The sequence below is a fragment of the Prosthecochloris marina genome, assembly GCF_003182595.1.
In the GTDB taxonomy this organism is placed as follows: domain Bacteria; phylum Bacteroidota; class Chlorobiia; order Chlorobiales; family Chlorobiaceae; genus Prosthecochloris; species Prosthecochloris marina.
Genome location: NZ_PDNZ01000003.1, coordinates 155174 through 176903, shown reverse-complemented (window position 1 = coordinate 176903; position 21730 = coordinate 155174). Strand labels below are relative to the sequence as shown.

General features: G+C 48.5%; 17 protein-coding genes and 2 tRNA genes. 11 read left to right on the top strand and 8 right to left on the bottom strand.

The annotated features are described in order from the left end of the window. Both CR164_RS05095 and CR164_RS05090 read left to right on the top strand, forming a co-directional pair. Positions 1-717: a DUF5131 family protein gene (locus CR164_RS05095; protein ID WP_110022853.1), complete on the top strand. Its 717-nt coding sequence runs from the start codon at positions 1-3 to the stop codon at positions 715-717. 69 nt (positions 718-786) lie between these two features. Beyond that, positions 787-2148 (top strand): hypothetical protein, encoded by a 1362-nt coding sequence (locus CR164_RS05090; protein ID WP_204901790.1) that lies wholly within the window; start codon positions 787-789, stop codon positions 2146-2148. A 172-nt stretch (positions 2149-2320) separates the two neighbouring features. Here CR164_RS05090 and serB read toward each other — a convergent pair whose 3' ends face one another. From serB to CR164_RS05070, 4 genes are all read right to left on the bottom strand, one after another. Beyond that, entirely contained in the window at positions 2321-3550 is a 1230-nt protein-coding gene (gene serB / locus CR164_RS05085; RefSeq protein ID WP_110022851.1) for a phosphoserine phosphatase SerB, read from the bottom strand. A gap of 6 nt (positions 3551-3556) precedes the next feature. Beyond that, positions 3557-5101 (bottom strand): glutamine-hydrolyzing GMP synthase, encoded by a 1545-nt coding sequence (guaA, locus tag CR164_RS05080; RefSeq protein ID WP_110022850.1) that lies wholly within the window; start codon positions 5099-5101, stop codon positions 3557-3559. A gap of 22 nt (positions 5102-5123) precedes the next feature. Beyond that, positions 5124-7421, bottom strand: a complete 2298-nt coding sequence (locus tag CR164_RS05075; protein ID WP_167392935.1) for a PBP1A family penicillin-binding protein — start codon at positions 7419-7421, stop codon at positions 5124-5126. A 116-nt stretch (positions 7422-7537) separates the two neighbouring features. Then, positions 7538-8464 carry an alpha/beta fold hydrolase gene (locus CR164_RS05070; RefSeq protein ID WP_110022848.1) on the bottom strand — a complete coding sequence of 309 codons (927 nt, stop codon included), beginning with the start codon at positions 8462-8464 and terminating at the stop codon, positions 7538-7540. Positions 8465-8644: 180 nt separating this feature from the next. Here CR164_RS05070 and CR164_RS05065 point away from each other — a divergent pair. The 8 genes from CR164_RS05065 (at position 8645) to CR164_RS05030 (ending at position 15344) form a co-directional block, all read left to right on the top strand. Next, positions 8645-8718, top strand: a tRNA-Pro gene (locus CR164_RS05065). 126 nt (positions 8719-8844) lie between these two features. Then, on the top strand, positions 8845-9318 hold the full coding sequence (locus tag CR164_RS05060; protein ID WP_110022847.1) for a GyrI-like domain-containing protein: 474 nt from the start codon (positions 8845-8847) through the stop codon (positions 9316-9318). A 170-nt stretch (positions 9319-9488) separates the two neighbouring features. Next, complete coding sequence (locus CR164_RS05055) at positions 9489-10970, top strand: phytoene desaturase family protein (protein ID WP_110022846.1); 1482 nt, start codon at positions 9489-9491, stop codon at positions 10968-10970. A gap of 262 nt (positions 10971-11232) precedes the next feature. Further along, positions 11233-12486, top strand: a complete 1254-nt coding sequence (locus CR164_RS05050; protein ID WP_110022845.1) for a putative DNA modification/repair radical SAM protein — start codon at positions 11233-11235, stop codon at positions 12484-12486. Between the two features lie 46 nt (positions 12487-12532). After that, complete coding sequence (locus CR164_RS05045) at positions 12533-12895, top strand: four helix bundle protein (protein ID WP_110022844.1); 363 nt, start codon at positions 12533-12535, stop codon at positions 12893-12895. A gap of 52 nt (positions 12896-12947) precedes the next feature. Then, entirely contained in the window at positions 12948-13679 is a 732-nt protein-coding gene (locus CR164_RS05040) for a TIGR03915 family putative DNA repair protein (protein WP_110022843.1), read from the top strand. Positions 13680-13996: 317 nt separating this feature from the next. Next, positions 13997-14776, top strand: a complete 780-nt coding sequence (locus tag CR164_RS05035; protein ID WP_239994465.1) for a transporter — start codon at positions 13997-13999, stop codon at positions 14774-14776. A 28-nt stretch (positions 14777-14804) separates the two neighbouring features. Beyond that, entirely contained in the window at positions 14805-15344 is a 540-nt protein-coding gene (locus CR164_RS05030) for an AAA family ATPase (protein ID WP_110023049.1), read from the top strand. A 7-nt stretch (positions 15345-15351) separates the two neighbouring features. Here CR164_RS05030 and CR164_RS05025 read toward each other — a convergent pair whose 3' ends face one another. Continuing rightward, entirely contained in the window at positions 15352-15822 is a 471-nt protein-coding gene (locus tag CR164_RS05025; protein ID WP_110023048.1) for a hypothetical protein, read from the bottom strand. A 370-nt stretch (positions 15823-16192) separates the two neighbouring features. Here CR164_RS05025 and CR164_RS05020 point away from each other — a divergent pair, with 370 nt between their 5' ends. Beyond that, positions 16193-18754, top strand: a complete 2562-nt coding sequence (locus CR164_RS05020) for an ATP-dependent Clp protease ATP-binding subunit (protein WP_110022842.1) — start codon at positions 16193-16195, stop codon at positions 18752-18754. A 201-nt stretch (positions 18755-18955) separates the two neighbouring features. On the opposite strand, the gene CR164_RS05015 is transcribed toward CR164_RS05020, so the two are convergent. The 3 genes from CR164_RS05015 to thiL all read right to left on the bottom strand — a co-directional run bounded on the left by CR164_RS05015 (position 18956) and on the right by thiL (position 21689). Next, complete coding sequence (locus tag CR164_RS05015; RefSeq protein WP_110022841.1) at positions 18956-20320, bottom strand: TrpB-like pyridoxal phosphate-dependent enzyme; 1365 nt, start codon at positions 20318-20320, stop codon at positions 18956-18958. 82 nt (positions 20321-20402) lie between these two features. Continuing rightward, positions 20403-20491, bottom strand: a tRNA-Leu gene (locus tag CR164_RS05010). Between the two features lie 118 nt (positions 20492-20609). Next, positions 20610-21689: a thiamine-phosphate kinase gene (thiL, locus tag CR164_RS05005; RefSeq protein WP_110022840.1), complete on the bottom strand. Its 1080-nt coding sequence runs from the start codon at positions 21687-21689 to the stop codon at positions 20610-20612. Positions 21690-21730 lie beyond the last annotated feature (41 nt).

The window sequence follows — 21730 nt, the reverse complement described above, 5'->3', positions numbered from 1 at the left end:
ATGGCACAATCGCATATCGAGTGGACCGAAATGACCTGGAACCCAGTGACGGGATGCGACAAGGTATCCGACGGTTGCCGATACTGTTATGCAGAGTCGTTCGCAAGGCGATTGCAGGCGATGGGAAATGACAAGTACCGCGATGGTTTCAAATTGACTCTGCACCCTGGCGTATTGCAGGAGCCCTTCAGGTGGAAAAAACCTCGTGTAGTGTTTGTCAACTCAATGAGCGATCTCTTCCATAAGGATGTTCCGGTGGACTACATTCGTGATGTCTTTGAAGTTATGCGGCAAAACCCCCAGCATGTCTTCCAGGTGCTCACCAAACGAGCAGATGTCCTCAGGTATTATGATAGTGAAGACCAGCTTTTCTGGCCGCATAACGTATGGATGGGCGTATCGGTTGAAAATGCCCGAAATATTGACCGCATCGATCTATTGCGTCAGACGAGAGCAAAGGTCAAGTTTCTTTCATGTGAACCTCTTCTTGGACCTTTGTCATCCATGAATCTTGATGGTATCGATTGGGTTATTGTTGGTGGAGAAAGTGGTCGCAGAGCCCGCACCATAGATCCTGAGTGGGTGCAGGAAATTCGTGAACAATGCCTTGCTGCAAATGTTCCATTCTTTTTCAAACAATGGGGAGGAACGAACAAGAAGAAATCAGGGCGCATACTTGACGGTCGTGTATGGGATCAAACCCCTGTGTTTCCTTAGATTTTTTGTGGTAGATTAAGAAAATTGGTAGTACAGATAATGATTAATGTTAGGTTGCTATAATCGACAATGCAGATGTACTGCTTGACGCTCAGAGTTGAGCCAACGCCTTGCAATCCACATAACAGTGAAGTTGAGGGAGCCTTGGCTACGTGCTGGGTGCTTGAAGATGATCCACAATCAGCTTATGCCAAAGCCGCATTCAATATCCGAAAGTACTACTGGAAAATACTCAAGGTTGAACATGAACCCAGAGTGGTCACCCTTGCGGATTTTGCGGACAGAGATATAGGAACTGAGCACTTCCTCATTGCTCAGAAGCATGGGATTTCCACAGCTTTCGCTGCGTGGTCTAGGGATGGGGGGAAGCCTTCCGGTCCAATACAGCATTCATACCCAGGTTTGAACGATCTTGAGGAACATCTGTCCAAAATCAGAAAGTCCAAAAGGAAAGGGCGCTGCTTGCACTTCGACGCTGGCAGCAGATGCACGCATATCGTTGATGCGCATTCGATCCAGAAGAACGGTGCTCTTTCCCTGATCGCAGAAAACGGGAAAGTGATTGCGCCGTCAAGGAACTACACTGATTTCAGACAAAATCAAGGAACAATAGCACTGTCACTGCAAGGCATAGGCAAAGTTTCGACTTTTCGAGGATTCTGCGCCGCACATGACAACGACGTGTTTGCTCCAATTGATAAGGGACCTGTAGTGCCAACACGCGAGCAGGTTCTCCTTTATGCTTACAGATCCATATGCAGAGAGTTGTTCATCAAAGAATACTCCGCCGTGCTCTACGCCGAGCAAGCGAAGCAGCTGCCACCTGATTCTGTGGTTCATGAATTGCTCGATGGCATGCGAATGGGCACCGAGATAGGTCTGAAAAGTCTGCAATACCATAAACAGGTCTTCGACGAGTGTATCAACGAACGGTTGTTCTCCAAGATGTGCTATGTTCTCTTTTGCACAGGTCAGAAGCCTAACGTCGTTTTCTCAGGAGTGATCTATCCCGATTTCGACTTTTTGGGTCGCCAACTTCAAAATCTTGCAGACTACACGAAACCTTGGGGCTTGCTTGCCTTTTCGTTTGTGCCGCTGGAAGAAGGCTGGGGGCTTCTTCTTTCTTGGCACTCGACGAGTTCTGGAGCATGTATTCCATTCATGCAGTCTTTGGCCACGAGGATCCATGAGAAGGGAGATGGTGGAGAGTTCTTGTTTCGTTTTGTAATCGCAGGCTGTGAAAACATGGCAGTCAATCCGACGTGGTGGAGTTCCCTGTCGGACGACCAGAGAACTGCTATCGAGCATACTGTGTTCCATGGTGCGGATGTACTCAAGATGCCGAGGGCAGACTATCTGGCCGCAGGCTTGGAAAACGTGGCCGCCTGGAACTTTGAGAAGGTGATCTCGCAAATGGAGCCAGAAACCTAACACATGCATCAACCTGCTTCCCTCGTACCTTGGGAACTAGTTGTGTTGGTGGTATTACTCAAGCATCGAGCTTTTACAAAACGCTTGCCGACTGCAAACTGAAGACTGCCCACTGACCTGCCTTTCTTCTCGTCACTCGTCGTCACTAAGCCCGGCAAGCCGGGTGTCGTCACTACCCCTTTCTCTTCCTCAGCGACTCTCTATCCCTGAAACCCATCAGGTAGAGGATGGCGTCGAGGCCGAGGGTGGAGATGGCCTGCCGTGCGCTTTCCTTGACGATTGGTTTGGCGCGGAAGGCTATGCCGAGGCCGGCTTTGCCGAGCATGGGCAGGTCGTTGGCTCCGTCTCCAACTGCGATGGTTTGTTCGAGGCTGATGTTTTCTTTCCGGGCAATATGCTGAAGTAGTTCGGCTTTTTTCCGGCCGTCGACAATTTCGCCGAGAACCTTACCGGTTAGTTTTCCATCCGATATTTCCAGCGTGTTGGCGTATACGTAGTCGATATTCAGCTTCTTTTGCAGGTAGTGCCCGAAATAGGTGAAACCGCCCGAGATGATGGCGGTCTTGAAGCCGAGGTTATGGAGGTTGAAAAAGAGGCTTTCAGTTCCTTCTGTAAGCTGCAGGCGTTTGGCCACTTTTTGCAGAACGGATTCGTCCAGTCCTTTGAGCGTATCGACTCGCCGCTGCAGGCTGACGGTGAAATCTATTTCGCCCCGCATCGCCTGTTCGGTAATGGCGGCGACTTCTTCACCGACTCCCGCTTCATGTGCCAGTTCGTCAATGACTTCGGTAGTGATGAGGGTGGAATCCATATCGAATACTACCAATCTCCGGTTGCGGCGATAGATGTTGTCTTCCTGGAACGCTATATCGATGCCGAGATCATCGGTGATGGCGAGCATCTCTTCACGAAAACGTTTCTCGTTCTTCAGTATACCGCGTACCGAAAACTCGACACATGCCTTTGTTTTTCCTGCATGACGGTTTTGAAGTGGAAGCCGTCCCGACAATCTGGTGACTGTATCGATATTCATGTTGTGTCTTGCGATGGACGTGCTGACCCTGGCAATTTGTTCGGCCTTTATTTCTCTTGCAAGAAGGGTTAAAAGGTAACGTGGCTTTCCCTGTTCCTTCACCCATTTTTCGTACTCATTGTCCGAGATAGGGGTGAAGGAGATTTGCAGGCCGAGCGTATGAACCATAAAGAGAAGATCTTTCAACACCGGTGCCGATTTGAACTCGTTGGGAACTTCAACCAGCATGCCGAGCGACAGATGATTGTGAATGACTTCCTGACCGATATCGAGAATCCTGGTGTTGTATCGTGCCAGTATCGATGAAAGCTCCGCCGTCAATCCTGTTTTGTCAGGTCCGGATATTTCAAGCAGTAACAGTTCTCTCACGAGTTTTTACTCCCATTCTATGGTTGCTGGTGGCTTGGATGAGATGTCGTAGGCCACTCTATTGATACCTCTTACTTCATTGATAATACGATTGGAGACACGGGATAGAAAATCGTGTGGAAGATGAGCCCAGTCTGCGGTCATGCCGTCCGAAGATTCGACAGCCCGAAGGGCAAGAACATTTTCATAGGTTCGTTTGTCTCCCATGACACCGACTGACTGAACAGGCAGCAGGACGGAAAATGCCTGCCAGACATGGCGATAAAGGTTGCTGGATTTGAGTTCCTCCAGATAAATTTCATCGGCGTCCCTTAAAATGTCGAGACGGTTTTTGTTGACCGAGCCGAGAACACGGACAGCCAGGCCGGGTCCGGGGAACGGGTGACGCATGAGGATATCTTCGGCAATTCCTAACTCCCTGCCTACGGCGCGAACTTCATCCTTGAAAAGTTCTCGCAGGGGCTCGATGAGTTTGAGTTTCATTCGTTTCGGCAGACCGCCGACGTTATGGTGGGACTTGATGGTTTCCGAAGGCCCCTTGACGCTGACACTTTCGATGACATCGGGGTAGAGGGTTCCCTGAACAAGGAACTTCTCTTCATGAATCTGCTCTTCGAAAATATGAATGAACGTTCTGCCGATGATCTTTCGTTTTTTTTCAGGCGAGGCAACGTTTTTCAGGCGTTTGAGAAAGATGTCTTCGGCATCGACCAGATTGACGCTCAATCCCAACGGCTTGAGCACCCGCATAACTTTTTTTGCCTCGTTTTTTCGTAAAAGACCGTTATCGACAAAGACACAGTGAAGTTGTTTTCCGATGGCCTTGCTTACCAGAACGGCGGCAACGGTAGAGTCAACTCCGCCACTGATACCGCATATTACCGTTTCTTTGCCGGCGGTTTTCCGGATTTCCTCGATCTGGTGTTCGATAAACCCTTTGGGTGACCAGTCAGGTTTCAAACCGGCAATATCTATCAGAAAATTAGTCAGTAACTGCTTGCCATAGAGCGTGTGTTGAACTTCCGGATGAAACTGCAGGCCGTAAACCTTGAGGGCCGCCTTGCTGCCGGTCGTTTCAATAGCGCACATTTCCGAATTACCGCTGCTTGCCGTTACCGAAAAGCCTTCGGGCATTCGCACCACTTTGTCGCCATGGCTCATCCAGACGTCAGAGTTCGGTATGTCCTTGAAAAGCATGCTCTTGGCAGCGCCGTTTTGCTCTTCAACCTGTATTTTCGCTCTGCCGAACTCCTGTTTTGCCGAAGCATCGACTGCCCCGCCGAAATGCGTCGCTATGACCTGGAGCCCGTAACAGATACCCAGAATTGGTACCCCCAGCGTAAAGATTCCCTCATCAGGATGAAATGCCGATTCTCCGTAAACACTGCTGGGTCCCCCGGACAGAATTACGGCACCGGGTTTGTGTTCTCTGATTTTTTCGAGCGGTGTATTATAGGGTATAATTTCTGAATAAATCCCTATTTCACGTATACGCCGTGCGATAAGCTGTGTGTATTGTGAACCAAAATCGAGAACCAGAACTGAATGCATAAGAGTAAGAATGTTTGATGGTTTAATCGTCGTCTTCAAAAGATGAAAACTCGGATGGTTCCCTAACAGGTAGTGGTTGTGAGGGGGTTGCAACACCGCTGTCTATTTGTGCTGCTGCCTCTTCCTCAGCCGACTTCAGCAAGCCCGACTGGTATTTTTTAAACCCCCGGGGAGTAAAGTACTCTACATAAACATCGTCGGTAAAGAGTTCAGCAGGTCGATTGCTGCTACGGGAAACCGGAACGGCGATAACGGTTTCCGGCATGTGGAAGTACCTGTTTTCCATGCCGAGCGAGCTGTCTGCCAGGCACTTTTTCATGAAATTCGCCCATATCGGCAGTGCTGCCCTTGCTCCCTGACCGTAACTCATCGAGGTGAAATTGATTCTTTCGTCATCGAAACCCGCCCATACGGCTGCAGTGATTTGAGGGGTAAAACCAACGTACCAGGCGTCCTTGAGGTTTTGGCCCGTTCCGGTTTTTCCCGCTGCTTCGATGTTCAAACCGTATCGATAGGGTATGGCGACACCGGTTCCCCGCTTTACCACATCCTGAAGCATGGAAACCATGACATAGTTGGTCGTGGAGTCAATGGCGGTTCTTGTAATCGGCTTGTATTCGGTTACGGTATGGTTGAATTTATCTTCTATCCGGGCGATGCTGGTTGGCTCGACCCATACTCCGTTGTTCGCAAAAGTACCGAAAGCAGATGCAAGTTCGAGGGGTGTTATTTCAGATGTGCCGAGTGAAATGGACATGTTGGGATCGAGCTTTGAACGGATGCCCATTTTTTTTGCATAGCCGATGACCTCCGAAGGGCTCAGAAACTCATGCATCAAGCGGACGGTAACCTGGTTGAGGGATTTGCTGAGAGCATGGCGAAGGGTTGTGAGCCCGCCCGAAGAATGATCCGAATTTTTTGCGATCCAGACCTCGTTGCCGGTTTTGATGGCTAACGGCTGGTTCAGAATTCTGTGATTGGCTGGAATGCCTTTGTCAATCGCTGCCGTATACAGGAACGGTTTGAAGGTCGAGCCTGGCTGTCGTTTCGCTTGCCATACATGATCGAACTGGTACTCATATTTATCGGGGCTGAACTCACTTCCGCCGACCCACGCCTTGATATTTCCATTCGATGGGTCGAGTGCAACAAAGGCAATCTGCACACGGGTTTTATCGTGCAATAGTTTTTCCAGCCATTTCGTGTCATTTTGCAGTTCACTGAGCGCTTGTTCGGCAGAACTGCCGTTTTTAAGCAGTTCACGGTAACGCGGCGTTTCCCTGATTATCTGGTCTTTGAGTTTCTCTGGCCATTTCCACGATTTGTCGAAACGTTTCTGTATCCATGCTACATGATCCTTCACGGCTTCCTGCGCGTAACGCTGCATTCTGCTGTCGAGAGTTGTGTAGATGTTCAGGCCGTCGCTGTATACGTTGATATCGTGCTGGCGTGATATGGGCTTCAGGGTCTGACGGATATACTCGGTGAAGTAAGGGGCCTTGCCGTGATTTGTCACCGGAGTATAATCGAGCACAAGCTTGCTCTTGCGCGCGCTGTTCAGCTCGTTTTCGGAAATAAAGCCGGCTTTTGTCATCAGTGCAAGAATGAGATTGCGCCGGTTAACCGAATTTTCCGGGTTTCTCGAGGGATCATATGCCCTCGGGCTTTTCAGGATTCCCACAAGCATAGCACTTTCTGGAAGCGTCAATGAGCTGGCAGGTTTATTGAAATATGTCCATGCGGCAGCCTCGACTCCATAAGCCCCGGAACCGAAATACACTGTGTTGAGATAAAGAGCGAGAATTTCATCTTTGGTGTAGGTTCGCTCGAGTTCAACGGAGGTGAAGAATTCCTTGATCTTACGGGTTATGGTTCTTTCCTGGGTAAGGTAGAGGTTTTTCGCAAGCTGTTGCGTGATTGTACTTGCGCCATGCCACCGTTCTCTTCCCTTGAGAAGGTTTTCCCCGATGACAAGCACGAACCTGCGGACATCAAAGCCCCAGTGATCGTAAAAAGCAAGGTCTTCGGTTGCGATCAGGGCTTGGGGGACATAGGCCGAAATAGAAGAAAGTGGAACGTAGGTACGGTTTTTCAGAAAATACTTGTGCAGCAGTTTTCCGTCGGACGAATATACCAGCGAAGCCAGTTCAGGATTGGGGTTTTCGAGCTCTTCAAGACTTGGAAGTGTTCTGAAGAGGCTGAATACGTAAAAGAACATCGCAACAAACGCGATTACAACTGCCGCGACAACAACTCTGAATATGATCGTTGTTGTTTGTGCCTTTTTGTTTTTTTTATTGTTGACCTTATTTTTTTTCATGCTCTTCCTATTCGCCATAAAATTCAATTTCTCATACCATTACTTTCGTCCCTCGATTCGGCAGATCTGACGGGCCTGTTACATGCTGTTCCTGTCAACGGATCCCATTTTGCAGCCTACACTATCTGAAGAGTATCATCGTTATTGTCCGGGCACGAATTGTTTTTATAAAAATCATCTGCAAATTCAAAATGTTTTTTCAGCTGTTCGGCAAACCGTTCCGGGTCCTCGAGCATCGGCAGGTGGCCCAGATTCATGAACTGTACGAGCCTTGTAGGTGATGTGGATTTCTGTTTGCGGGTATGGAAGAGGGTAACCGTGCCATCAGGTGGAATGGTATGATCCTTCATACCGACGCAGCAGAGCACTGGCGAGGGAATCTCTATGACATGCTCTGTGTAGGCTCTGAGAACTTCACGGTCAATGGAAAAATGACCCACGGCATTCGTTGCATCTTTATCGGATGTGGTGAAATCCTCGACAATAATGTCGCCGTATTCCTGCCCTATATCGGCGGTTGCGGCCCGTTTGATGAACATTGTTCTCAGAGGTTCTACCCGGAAGGCATTTCGGAAACCCATTGAAAAATCGATCAATCCACCGAGAAACATCAGGCCAAACGAGGTCAATGCATTTTCCTCGAATATCCCGCAGGCAAGAATGGTTGTGGAAGTGACGATGTCCTGATACCTGAGAGAAAGTTCGGTGGCGACCATTCCTCCCATCGAGTGCCCGATAATGTGAAGGTTCCTTTCCTTGTTCAACCCCAGATGTTCAATCAGTGCAGCAGCTTCATCAGCAAACCCTTCAATGGTAAACGATGGTTTATGGTCGTTTTCGATAACCGTTTTTCCGGTTCCACTCTGGTCGTAGGTGATACACCGGTAATCGGGAGTAAGCTTTTCAATGAGAGGTTTCCAGTACCGCGACGAAATGGCCCATCCGTTGACAAAAAGCACTGCGGGCTTGTTTTTCAAATCTGCGTTGCTTGCTGCCGCATCGTTATAAAAAATCGTGCAGCGTTCGCTGGAAAAGTAGCTCATCGATCTCCGGGATTGGAATGACAAAGCAATAATATAACAACTTTTGATTCTTCAGGAATGCAAGGTATTGTTAAAACAGTCCCTTGGTTTGGGACGAAGAAGGGGAAAGAAAAAGCTAAAATAATTTATATTTAGTGAAGATTTTTTTATCATTACATCCCGTCTGGATCAATTATTAATCGGCGTATGGCGCAGCCTGGTAGCGCACTTCCTTGGGGTGGAAGGGGTCGTGGGTTCAAATCCCGCTACGCCGACTCCGTGTTACTTCCCAATACCGGCCTGATGTGAACATTGCAGAATATTCTTTTCTGCATCATTGAGTGAAGTATGAGTTCAGTCTGTACTCATACTCTCATCAACATTTCAACGGAGATTGCGTGATGAACTTTGAATGTGCTTTTCAATGCGAGTTGGAAGACCTCGAACCGCGCCCCGCGCTTACTATCAGGTTGAAAACAAAAGCCGGTGATATTGCTGAGATGTTCGACCAGGGGTTCAGCGCGATTGCGAGTTATCTCGAGGAAAAAGGCAAAAAACCACAGGGGCCTCCTTTTGCGATCTATTACAACATGGATATGGATCACCTCGAAGTGGAGTTCGGGTTTCCTGTTGAAGAAGGGATTGACGGGAATGCTTCCATACAGGCCTCGATGACCCCTTCAGGCAAAGCTGTGACCAGCCTGTATATCGGCCCATACGAAGAGGCTGAACCGGTCTATGATGCGCTTATGAAATGGATCAGCGACAATGAGTTGGAAGCAACCGGTGTAGCCTATGAAATCTACATGAACGACCCTGCTCTGACCCCGCCTGAACAACTCAAGACACAGGTATATCTGTTGCTTGTTCGTTAATGTTTTTTTAGTTCAGTTTTTTCCCGATACTGCGGCGATGATTTTTTGGTCAATCCCTGTCGCTCCTTGTTTGTAAAAGGTGAAAGACGGGGGATTTTTCGAGAGGAGTTGTGTGTTAGTGAAAAGATTACAAGAATGGCTGTTTTGCTGAGCATGTATCGTTACAATAATTGAAGAGGAAAGGAATAAAGGTTGTCGTTATCGGTGCCGGTGTTGGCGGGTTGACTGTCGGAGCTCTGCTTGCCCAAAAAGGATTTGACGTTTGTGTCTTTGAGTCGCAGGCGTATCCCGGTGGGTGTGCCGCAACGTTCGGTTATGACAGTTACCGCTTTGATGCAGGCGCTACGGTAGGGTGCGGTTTTCACAAAAAAGGACCGCTTGATTTGCTTGGGGAAGAGCTTGGTATTACATGGCCAATAATGTCTTGTGCGGCAGCATGGGACTTTATACATGGTGACAGGCAGATTCACCTCTCACAGTCGAAACAGGAGATTGTCAGGGTTTTTCCTGATTCGTTGCCCTTCTGGGAGGCTCAGGAACGCCTTGCTTCACTTCTCTGGTCGCTTTCCAGCGAGATTCTCATATGGCCGCCCAGTGGTTTTGGGGATGCAACCGTCCTGTTCAGGAAACTGCTTCGCAAAGCGCCAGTTCTTTCGCCTATGCTTCCCCTGGTGAATAAAACCGCTTTGCAGTGGCTTGCATCATATGGGCTTGATACCGACGTTGATTTTGTACGTTTTATCGATGCGCAGCTGCTTATCTCTGTTCAGACTACCGCGGCGTATGCAAATGCGGTCAATGCCGCCATTGCACTCGACCTTCCTGCAAAAGGGACGCACCGTTTGACCGGAGGAATCGGAAGTGTGGCAGAAAAGCTTGTTGCATCACTGGAGAATAACGGCGGCAGCATACGTTATGGTATGACTGTGGAAAGTATAGAGAGGAAACGGCGGCATGTTGTTGCAGTGAACACTTCGAATGGTACCGGTTATCCTGCAGATGTTATCGTTGCTAATCTCACTCCCGAATCACTCGCTGATTTGCTTGGAGGAAGTTCTTTTTCGATGAAACAAAAGGGAGGAACTCCCAAATGGAGTGCTTTTGTTCTTTACCTCGGTGTCGAGGAGTCAGCATTCGACGGGCGGCAGGCCAGCCATGTGCAGGTTATTCGGAAAGACTGCGAGCTGGGCGAAGGAAACAGCATTTTTGTTTCCGTTTCACCATCTGACGATAGCCTCAGGGCTCCAGAAGGGTACAGGGCTGTTACCGTTTCAACCCATAGCCGCCCTGAACCGTGGATAGAGGCTAAAGCGGCTGGAAAAGAGGTATACGAGGAGTTGAAAGAAGCCTACACGAAAAACATCATCTCATTGCTTTCAGAACATTTTGCCTGTATAGAGCAGAAAATTCATACGATTTTCGCGGCAACACCTCTTACCTGGGAACGCTATACCGGGCGTAAACATGGCTATGTCGGTGGTTACCCCCAGACTTCTCTTTTCAACGTCAGGGGGCCGGGTACGTCATTCAAGAACCTTTTTCTAACAGGCGATTCGGTTTTTCCTGGACAGTCGCTTCCAGGGGTTGTCACCGGGGCCCGCAGGGTGGTGGAGCTTGTGGAGAGAAAGTTTGGAACTCGGAATAAGAAGTAGTTCACTTCGTTCGCAGGAGTTAGTAGTAAGAAGAGAAATGCAGCTGAATAGGTGATGGTGCGTTAGATAGACCCCAGGGGCAATCCAGAGGGTGACTCGGCTAGGAAACTACTACAACTGAAGGTCAAGGGCGTTGGTGACCCGGAGTAATCCGGGCACCAACGCCCTTATTTCTTTTTCTTCATAATTCGAGAAAATTCGTGTCGATTCGTGGACCAAAACAACACATCGACAATTCATCTCCCAGTCATATATTGAAACTATGGATACTTTGGACAAGCTGAAGATACTTACCGGCTCGGCTCGTTACGATGCTTCGTGTGCGTCGAGTGGCAGCAGCAGAAGCGGTGGGGAAGGTTCTCTCGGAAACGCTTCGAGCGGGGGCATTTGCCATTCATGGTCGGATGACGGTCGTTGTATTTCGCTTCTGAAAGTATTGTTGTCCAACGACTGTCGATACGATTGTGCCTATTGTGTCAACCGGTCTTCGAATCCTGTCGAGCGTACATCCTTCACCGTCGAGGAACTTGTTGGATTAACCATCAGGTTTTATCGCCGAAACTACATCGAGGGACTTTTTCTCAGTTCAGCGGTTGAAAAAAGTCCTGATTACACGATGGAGAAAATGGTTGCGGTAGTGAGGCGGCTTCGTCAGGAAGAAAAATTTTTCGGCTACATTCATATGAAGATTATTCCGGGATGCAGCCGGGAACTGGTCAAAGAAGCGGGTCTCTATGCCGATCGGCTCAGCGTCAATATCGAGCTTCCCTCCGGTGACTCGTTGAGTCGGCTTGCTCCACAGAAACGCAAAGAGTCGATTCTCAAGCCTATGGCTCTTCTCGGTGAAACGATCAGCGCCAACCGGCTTGAGAGAAAGAAAAGCCGCAGCGTTCCGCGCTTTTCTCCAGCGGGGCAGAGTACGCAGATGATTATCGGGGCAAGCCCTGAGTCGGATCACAGGATTCTTCTGCTTTCACAGGGGCTGTATAAAAAAGTGAACCTGAAAAGGGTTTATTACTCTGCTTACGTTCCGGTTAACCATGATAATCGCCTGCCCGTACTTGCGAAACCTCCGCTAAAAAGAGAGCACCGCCTTTACCAGGCGGACTGGCTTCTACGCAATTACGGGTTCAGTGCGGATGAAATCCTTTCACGAGAGCATCCGTTCCTCGATGAGCATCTCGATCCAAAAGCTGCATGGGCACTTCGTCACCCGGAGTTTTTTCCGGTTGATATCAACAGGGCCGATTACGCGGCGCTGTTGAGGGTGCCGGGAATCGGGGTGACATCGGCAAAGCGAATCGTAGCGGCACGGCGTTACGCGGTTTTCACTCCTGATGGGTTGAAGAAGATTGGAGTGGTTATGAAACGGGCCAGATACTTCATTACCTGTTCCGGAAAACCGGTCGAACGGTTGTTCGACCGTCCGGCGCTGATCCGCAGGAAACTCCTCGCTGCTGAAACCGACACATCTCAGCCGCCATTGAAACAGCGTCAGATAAGTTTGTTTCAGTGACAAGTGACAGGAGATATGTCTCTGGAAAAAATAAAACCGGTTTGCTGTGAACTCTCATAAAGACCTGATTGTATGGCAGAAAGCCATGTCCTTTGTTGAAGACATTTACGGTCTTACGAAAAAATTTCCTGAAGAAGAAAAGTATGGACTTACAGCACAGTTGAGAAGAGCATCAGTTTCAATACCGTCCAATATTTCAGAAGGAGCGGCACGGAATAGCAAGAAAGAATTCGAACATTTTCTTTATATCGGATTGGGATCAATTGCTGAAGCTGAAACACAGTTGGAGCTTGCCCGTCGTCTTAATTATGTCACCTATTCAACAGTTGAAACTCAACTACAAAACATCACCGAAATAAGACGAATGATACAAGGGCTGATAGGTCACCTGATTTCTAATAAAGACTGAATCTCCTAACACATCTTTAGACTTGTTACTCGTTACTTGTCACTATCGACAAATGAACCGCTACCGCTACGACGGAACAACCGAGGGACTGTTAACCGCGATAGATCATGTTCTCCGGTGTGAAACCGATCCGCAAAAAGTCGAGCTGAAGCCTCAGCAGCAGAACCTTTTCGATGAAGGAATATATATCGCTGCAAATCCGGAAAGGGCGGATATCCTCATCCGAAGGTTTTCAGCTGCATATCCTGAGAATGCGCGGCAGGTGATATACGTTATACTTTCGGAAAAGGAAGAGATGGAAACGTCTATTCTGCAATACATGCATGTGGTCTCTCTCCATGGAAGCCGAATAGATGCACACCTCACTCATCCGGCGGTGCATGCCGTGCACTTTTTGGCCCGCAAAGTTGGACGCGAGGTGCATCGTCTCAAAGGCCTTCTTCGTTTTGCGATGCTTGAAGATGGCTGTTACTTTGCCAGAATGGAGCCGGATTTCAATATCATTCAGCCGTTGTCAACGTTCTTTACCCGAAGACTTCGAACCCAGGAATGGTTTATCTACGATGTCAAACGTTCGCTTGTGTCACACTGGGATGGCAGGAAGATTGATTTCGGTACTCTTGAATCGTTCCGTTCCCCTGAGCTTGCAGAGGAAGAGCTCCAGGTGCAGCGGCTTTGGAAAACCTTCTTTACCCATATTGCCATTCCCGAAAGAAAAAACCCTCAACTGCAGCGTTCGTTCATGCCGATGAAGTACTGGAAATATCTGGTTGAGAAAGAGTAGTGGTGCCATACAGGCCGTAACGATAGCTGTTGGGAACAAAAACCAAACTACCATAACAGTGCTTTGCAACCTACTGGTAAATATTTCGGTGTTAGTAAAGACCAAGGGCCTCTTGACCCTTCGGAGGTTGCTCGAACAGATTCTGCTGTTCAAAGAGTCTTAGATTCTTCATGCGCGATGCTACAGTCTTCTTTTTCCGTTATAATTCGCTGGTCAAAAGGTTTGTTACCATAAAACGAATATTATGATCACAAGCTCGTATATTTATTTGGTTATGCAATTCTCATACAATTTGAATCAATCATTTTAAGATTACCATGTTTCGAACTCTTCTTCTTGCATTCATGCTGATGCTTTTTACTCTTCCTCTCTATGCGGCTCATCCGCTGATTACCGATGACACCGGTACGCAGGGGGCTGGGAGGTTTCAGCTCGAGATAAACAGCGAATTCACCGATGATGAAGAGGATGCAGTTGACGAAACAGGGGGAGAAGTCGCTACGATCCTTTCATATGGCATCACCGATGACATCGATGTGGTCCTCGGCCTGCCTTATGTCTGGTACAGGGTCAAAGAGGATGGGTTTACCGTTGCCGATGCAGATGGCGTGGGTGACCTGACTCTGGAGGTAAAATGGAGATTTTTTGAATATGAAGACCGGGGTCTGAGCGTTGCCCTGAAGCCGGCTATTTCGTTTCCGACGGGAGACGATGAAAAGGGGTTGGGTAACGGAAAGGTATCCGGAGGGGGAGCGCTGCTTGTATCCAAAGAAGGGGTACTTGGCAAATTGCATCTCAATCTGGCATATATGTATAATGAATACGGTCTTGATGAAGACGACATGTTGTTGCGCAATGACATATGGCATGCCTCGTTTGCGGGAGAAATCAATGTTACCGCCGATATGGTCGGGGTTTGCAATATCGGGGTGGAAACAAACCCTGAAAAGGGAATGGATGATCATCCTGCCTTTCTTCTCGGCGGTTTGATCTATTCGGTTACCCAAAACTTTGATATCGATGCGGGTGTCAAGTGGGGATTGAACGACGTTGAAACCGATACAACATGGCTTGCAGGAGTTGCCTTGCGACTTTGATGTTTACCGGGTTATCAGGAAGGTAGGTATGCAAACGGTACGGTATATCATAACAGGAGGTCCCGGAAGCGGAAAAAGTACATTGCTCGATGCACTTGGTAAGCGGGGTTACCGCTGTTTTGAAGAGGTATCACGGCGGCTTATAAAGGAGCAGGCTCGACTTGCAAACGGTATTATGCCGTGGAACGATCTACCTGCTTTTGCAGGGCTTGCCGTTGACGCGATGGTCGAACAATATCACATTTCATGTGAGGCTGGAGGTGTCTGTTTTTTTGACCGCGCAATCCCGGATGTGTTCGGCTATCTCAAAAACAGCGATATAGCCGTTCCGGTGAAATACAGGAAGCTGCTCATGGGATGTTGTTTTCAGCAAGATGTGTTCATACTCCCTCCCTGGTCCGACATTTTCGAGCAAGACAGTGAGCGGCCTCAAACCTATGAAGAGTCGGTTTCTCTGTATCGTGCCTTATGCGATGCCTATCTGGAGTGCGGTTTCAGGTTACATCATGTACCAAAGGGTTCAGTGGAAAAGCGGGTGGAGTGTATCGTATCGCTTGTTGCCGGGTGACAGAAAGTCATAAAATGAACTCAAGATCATAATCTTTCTCGATGGTTTCTGAAACGAACGTTTTGAGTTTGTTGAGAAAGGTTAGAAACTCTTTGGGATCGATCGTTCTCCAGTATGCGGCTGCTATGGGAGTATCATGCCAGCCCAGGAGTGTCTTTTCCTTTTTTTGGGAGTCTATCTTCTGTTCGGCTTTTGCAAGGATAGAAAGCATTTTTTCGAGTTGACTGTGATGCAGGAACGCCTCGTCCCAGCTGTCCAGACCATGGCCTGTTTCTGAAACAAACGGCAGTTCGTTCAGGGACTCGACGATGTCGAAATGAAACAGGGCGGTATGGTTATGTGCGGATATTTCCAGCGTACCATAAGTGCGGTACTCACTGTCGTTGAGGCATACCCGGTTTATCGCTCCGGTTCTGTAAATGGACAGTTCCCGGTGTTCGGGGTTTGCGTCGTCGATGAAAAGATGTGTTATTTCCATTTCTGAAAGCAGGTCAAAATTCAAAACTGAAAAGACAAAAAAATTACCCTGTTTGCCGGGATATGTTACTGTGAACAGCTCTTACCAACGGCATGCCGATTCCTTTTATTATCACTTGTTTTTCGTCATTCCTCACGGTAAGAGGGATAGAAACCTTTAGCATGGCATTTCTGTTTTCCTTAAAGTTAATTGGTTTTAACCGGCTATCTTTATATAATATTAATTCAGTGCTGAATCAGGTTTACAATTCCCCATGTTATTCCGGATTTTTCCGGTAAGTGCTTGATTCAGAAGAGGATGAACAGGTCGTGAGCTAATGGGTTATGTGTTGGAACAGATTCTTATTCAAAACATTTACTAAAGCAGGAGAATGGACGGAAATTTTTCAAATAGAGTACAGGATGTCATTCGTCACAGCAGGGAGGAAGCTCTCAGGCTGGGTCATGACTATATAGGCACAGAACATTTGCTTTTGGGTTTGATCAAGGAGGGAGAAGGCATTGCTGCAAGGATTCTTAAAAACCTCAATATAGATCTTTACAAACTCAAGCAGAAAATCGAGGAAAGTACCCATCAGAAAGTGGCTGCGGCACAGATGGGAAATGTTCCTTTGACAAAGCAGGCGGAGAAGGTGCTTAAAATAACCTATCTCGAAGCGAAAATCTGCAAGTCGAACATTATCGGCACCGAGCATCTTCTTCTTTCCATCCTGAAAGGAGAGGACAATGTCGCTGCTCAGATTCTGGAGCAGTTCGGAGTATCCTATGATGCGGTCAGGGACGAGCTGATGACGATAACGAGCGGTAAAAGTGAATCAGGAGAGTCTTCTATGGAGGGAGCATTTTCATCCGGTTCGGAAAAGTATGCGAAAAAAGCTGAATCGAAAAGAGGTGAACGCACCAAGACTCCCGTCCTTGACAATTTCGGCAGGGACATTACAAGGCTGGCTGTGGAAGACAAGCTCGATCCGATCATAGGCCGAGAAAAGGAGATCGAGCGTGTGGCACAGGTTCTGAGCAGGAGGAAGAAAAACAACCCCGTTCTGATCGGTGAGCCAGGTGTTGGTAAAACAGCTATTGCCGAAGGTCTTGCCTTGAAGATTGTCCAGAGGAAGGTGTCCAGGATTCTTTACGATAAAAGGGTTGTCGCTCTCGATCTTGCTGCGCTGGTTGCAGGTACGAAATACCGCGGGCAGTTCGAGGAACGGATGAAGGCCTTGATGAACGAGCTTGAACGTTCCCGTGATGTTATTCTTTTCATCGACGAGCTTCATACCATTATCGGTGCTGGTGGCGCTTCGGGCTCTCTGGATGCAAGCAATATTTTCAAGCCGGCTCTTGCCCGGGGAGAGCTCCAGTGTATCGGTGCGACGACGCTCGATGAGTACCGTCAGTACATCGAAAAAGACGGGGCGCTCGACAGGCGTTTCCAGAAAATCATGGTCGAGCCGACCACCGTTGACGAGACTGTTCAGATTTTGCACAACATCAAGAGCAAATACGAAGCTCATCACCATGTGCGCTACGATGACGATGCCATTGAAAAATCGGTTAAGCTGTCGGAACGTTATATCACCGACAGGTATCTGCCCGACAAGGCTATCGATGTGATGGATGAAGCGGGTGCAAGAGTGCATTTAAGCAACATTCATGTTCCCAAGAACATTCTCGACCTCGAGCAGGCTGTCGAGGAGATCAAGTCCGAGAAGAACCGTGTTGTAAGAATGCAGAACTTCGAAGAAGCAGCGAAGCTCCGTGATAAGGAGAAGACCCTTCTCGAGTCTCTCGAACAGGCCAAGATCGAATGGGAGGAGCGGGCTGCAGATACGGTCTATGACGTTACCGAAGCCGATATTTCTTCTGTTGTCGCCATGATGACGGGCATACCGGTGATCAAGGTTGCTCAATCCGAGTCGAAGAGGCTGCTCAACATGGCAAGTGAGCTGAAAAAGGAGGTTATCGGGCAGGACGAGGCTATTGACAAAATCACCAAAGCGATACAGCGCACGAGGGCCGGGCTGAAGGATCCTGCCAGGCCGATCGGTTCTTTCATATTTCTCGGACCGACAGGTGTCGGCAAGACTGAACTTGCCAAGGCTCTGACCCGTTACATTTTCGATAGTGAAGATGCTCTTATCAGGGCCGATATGAGCGAGTATATGGAGAAGTTTTCCGTCAGCAGGCTTGTCGGTGCCCCTCCCGGATATGTCGGATATGAAGAAGGGGGACAGCTCACAGAGAAGGTTCGCAGAAAACCGTATTCGGTTGTGCTGATCGACGAGATCGAAAAAGCGCATCCGGATGTGTTCAATATTCTGCTGCAGGTACTCGATGAGGGTGTCCTGACCGACGGACTCGGACGAAAGGTGGATTTCCGGAACACGATCATTATCATGACATCCAATATCGGGGCTAAAGATATCAAGAGTATTGGCAGCGGTATGGGATTCATCTCTGGAGATGCGGCTGAAGACAGCAGCTATAAATCGATGAAGTCGACGGTTGAGGATGCCCTGAAGCGGGTATTCAATCCTGAATTTCTCAACCGGATTGACGATACCATCGTTTTCCACCAGCTCGAGAAGAAGCATATCTTCGAGATTATCGATATCATCTCAGGTAAGCTTTTCAAACGGTTGCATGAAATGGGTATCGAAGTCAGCATCGACGACAAGGCTAAAGGGTTTCTTGTCGAGAAAGGCTATGATCAAAAGTTCGGTGCAAGGCCGCTGAAGAGAGCGATGCAGAGAAATGTCGAGGATTCCCTTGCCGAAGAGATGTTGAAAGGGAAGTTTCCCGAGGGAAGTACCATCAGGATTTCTTACGATGAGAAAAACGACAAACTGCAGTTTACAAAGGTGCCGGACTCTTCAAAGAAAAGCAAGCAGAAAACGCCGATCGATGAAGAGCTGACAAACGGTAAGGATCAGTAAAACATAGAGGTTGTCTCGTTAGTCCTACAATTAATCTTCATGTCGTCATCCCCGGGCTTGACCCGGGGATCCATCTTCCAAAGAAAGTCGGTATGGATGCCGCATCAAGTGATGCATGAATCTCTACCGGAAACGTATGCATGGTAACTGATAGTCGTGAGGCTGTTCTTTTGAGACAGCCTCGTTGTTTTGTGACAAGTACTAAGGTTTCGGATGATCCTTGACGGCTGCGAGCGACTGCTGGAGCAGTTCGTCCGGCAACGGATAGTCTTCGAGTTTTCCGGACATGAACGCATCGTATCCCTGAAGATCCATAAGGCCATGGCCCGACCAGTTCATCAGGATGACTTTTTCTTTTCCTTCTTCACGCGCCAGGTTTGCTTCGCGAATTGTCTGGGCTATTGCATGTGAGGTTTCCGGAGCGGGAATGAAGCCTTCGGTATGTGCAAAGAGCAGCGCGGCGTTATAACACTCTGTCTGCGGTAAGGAATTCGCTTCGATGAGGCCATGCTGCAGAACGTGGCTTACCAGCGGAGCCATTCCGTGATAGCGCAGGCCGCCGGCGTGAATTGCCGGAGGAATGAACCCGTGCCCCAAACTGTGCATCGCCAAAAGAGGTGTCATTTTCGCGACATCGCCGGAGTCGTATATATAGGGACCTCTCGTCAGGGTCGGGCAGGCTTCGGGTTCGGTGGCGACGATACGAAGGTCTTTTCCGTTGATTTTGTCATGAATGAATGGAAAACTGATGCCTGCGAAGTTAGAGCCGCCGCCGGCACACCCTATGACGATGTCGGGATAGGTGTTTATTTTTTCGAACTGCTTTTTCGCTTCGAGACCGATTACTGTCTGGTGCAACATTACGTGATTCAGTACACTTCCTAACGAATAACGGGTATCATCGCGCTGGACAGCTTCTTCAATCGCTTCACTGATGGCTATACCGAGGCTTCCTGGTGTGTCGGGCTGTTCAGAAAGTATTTTTCGACCGATTTCGGTTGTGTCACTTGGGCTCGGGATACAGTCTGCGCCCCAGGTTTTCATCATGATTTTTCTGAAAGGCTTGTGGTCAAAACTGATCCGGACCATATATACCTTACACTCGATACCGATAAGTTTGCAGCTCATGGCCAAGGCGCTACCCCATTGCCCGGCACCGGTTTCGGTTGTCAGGTACTTGATACCGAATTCCCGGTTATAATATGCCTGCGCAACAGCGGTATTCGGTTTATGGCTACCTGCGGGTGAGACGCCTTCGTTTTTATAATAGATTTTGGCAGGGGTTCCAAGTGCTTTTTCAAGCCTCTTTGCCCGGTAAAGCGGAGATGGTCGCCAGAGTGAGAGGATCTCCCGTACCTCCTCGGGGATGGTGATCCAGCGTTCGGTGCTCAGTTCCTGTTCTATGATGTTCATGGGAAAGACCGGTGAAAGGTCTTCGGGTTTGATCGGCTTACCGTCCATTCCAAGAGGAAGTGGCAAGGGGGTTGGAAGGTCTGCCTGGATGTTGTACCACTGCCGAGGCATTTCATCCTCATGCAGGAGGATCTTGGTTGTCTCTGAACTCATGGGATATTGGAGTTGGTGACTGAGAAAAAGAAGGGGAGAAAAGAAGTGTGTGTGAACTGAAACTTCATGTCTGTCGAATTTATGGTGCCGAAGGCGGGAATCGAACCCGCACGTCCATTGCTGAACACAGGATTTTAAGTCCTGGGCGTCTACCAGTTCCGCCACTTCGGCAACACTCAGCTGCATTAATGGACGAGCAATTTAATATCTTCAGGGGAATTCGCAAAAAGATGCAGGATGTCTGTGTAGAAAGTCATGCCCCTTGATATCGAAAAGATACTTCGATTGGTCAGCCCTGTGCTTTTTTCCGAAAATGGTTGAATCCTCCAATGGTTTTGAGGTCGATGTTCATACCGTAGATGTCGGAAAGCAGCAGCCCTTTTTCTGCAGGGGTGATTTTACCGATAACGGTGATATCCGGATGTGATGCGATTGCGGAAAAGTGTTCTTCTTTCAAAGTGAAGAGAAGCTCGTAGTCTTCTCCTCCGCTCAATGCGTAGTTAACGGCATCGTCCTGGAACTCGTCGGCAATGTGCCGGGCCTGGGAAAGAATGGGAATACGGCCTTCTTCGATGTGCGCTCCGACTCCCGAGCGTTTGCAGATATGGGCAAGGTCGGAAGCTAAACCGTCCGATATGTCTATCATCGAGGTTGGCGTGATGTCGTGCCGGTGGAAGAACTCTACGATGTCGATTCGTGCCGAGGGGAGCAACTGTTGGCGTATTGCATCATTGTACTCTTCGAGATTGCTCATGACATCCTTATCGTATTTTTCCCCATGCTTGATATGTTCCAGCATGATGTTTTTTTCACGCATGAGTACTTTAAGGCCGGCAGCGGCACCTCCAAGAGAGCCTGTTACACAGATGAGGTTTCCTGGTTCGGCGCCTTTTCGGTAGGATATTCTTTCTTTTTCCGCTTCTCCTGCAACCATGACGGATATGACAATACCTCCTGAAGAGGCTGACGTATCTCCACCTGCCAGGGCTGTGTTGTAGCGTGTAGCGGTTTCGCTCATGCCGCTGTAAACGGTCTCGACAAATTCAACCGATGCTTTCGACGGAAGAGCGATCGAAACCAGAGCATAGCTGGGCTTTGCATTCATTGCGCAGATGTCCGAAACGTTGACGCTGATCGCTTTGCTGCCAAGATGCTGAAGAGGGGTTGTCAAAAGATCGAAATGAACCTGTTCGAGCAACAGATCCGTGGTTGCAACCTGGACAGTCGAAGAAGACAACTCGTAGACGGCACAATCGTCTCCAATGCCTTCAAGAAGTCTTGGTTTGGTTTCACAGGTTGGAGCAACGATCGAGGATATGCGTTCAATAAGGCCAAATTCACCGATATCGGAAATAGGTTTAAAAGACATTTTCAGTAAATTCAAGTTCTTGGTGGAAAAATAGCAACAGC

What these genes read in the sequence shown, in the direction of transcription:
- CR164_RS05095 (WP_110022853.1), top strand. Translation starts at nt 1, where the DNA reads ATGGCACAATCGCATATCGAGTGGACCGAAATGACCTGGAACCCAGTG.
- CR164_RS05090 (WP_204901790.1), top strand. Translation starts at nt 787, where the DNA reads ATGCAGATGTACTGCTTGACGCTCAGAGTTGAGCCAACGCCTTGCAAT.
- guaA (WP_110022850.1), bottom strand. Translation starts at nt 5,101, where the DNA reads ATGCATTCAGTTCTGGTTCTCGATTTTGGTTCACAATACACACAGCTT.
- CR164_RS05075 (WP_167392935.1), bottom strand. Translation starts at nt 7,421, where the DNA reads ATGAAAAAAAATAAGGTCAACAATAAAAAAAACAAAAAGGCACAAACA.
- CR164_RS05070 (WP_110022848.1), bottom strand. Translation starts at nt 8,464, where the DNA reads ATGAGCTACTTTTCCAGCGAACGCTGCACGATTTTTTATAACGATGCG.
- CR164_RS05060 (WP_110022847.1), top strand. Translation starts at nt 8,845, where the DNA reads ATGAACTTTGAATGTGCTTTTCAATGCGAGTTGGAAGACCTCGAACCG.
- CR164_RS05050 (WP_110022845.1), top strand. Translation starts at nt 11,233, where the DNA reads ATGGATACTTTGGACAAGCTGAAGATACTTACCGGCTCGGCTCGTTAC.
- CR164_RS05040 (WP_110022843.1), top strand. Translation starts at nt 12,948, where the DNA reads ATGAACCGCTACCGCTACGACGGAACAACCGAGGGACTGTTAACCGCG.
- CR164_RS05035 (WP_239994465.1), top strand. Translation starts at nt 13,997, where the DNA reads ATGTTTCGAACTCTTCTTCTTGCATTCATGCTGATGCTTTTTACTCTT.
- CR164_RS05030 (WP_110023049.1), top strand. Translation starts at nt 14,805, where the DNA reads ATGCAAACGGTACGGTATATCATAACAGGAGGTCCCGGAAGCGGAAAA.
- CR164_RS05025 (WP_110023048.1), bottom strand. Translation starts at nt 15,822, where the DNA reads ATGGAAATAACACATCTTTTCATCGACGACGCAAACCCCGAACACCGG.
- CR164_RS05020 (WP_110022842.1), top strand. Translation starts at nt 16,193, where the DNA reads ATGGACGGAAATTTTTCAAATAGAGTACAGGATGTCATTCGTCACAGC.
- CR164_RS05015 (WP_110022841.1), bottom strand. Translation starts at nt 20,320, where the DNA reads ATGAGTTCAGAGACAACCAAGATCCTCCTGCATGAGGATGAAATGCCT.
- thiL (WP_110022840.1), bottom strand. Translation starts at nt 21,689, where the DNA reads ATGTCTTTTAAACCTATTTCCGATATCGGTGAATTTGGCCTTATTGAA.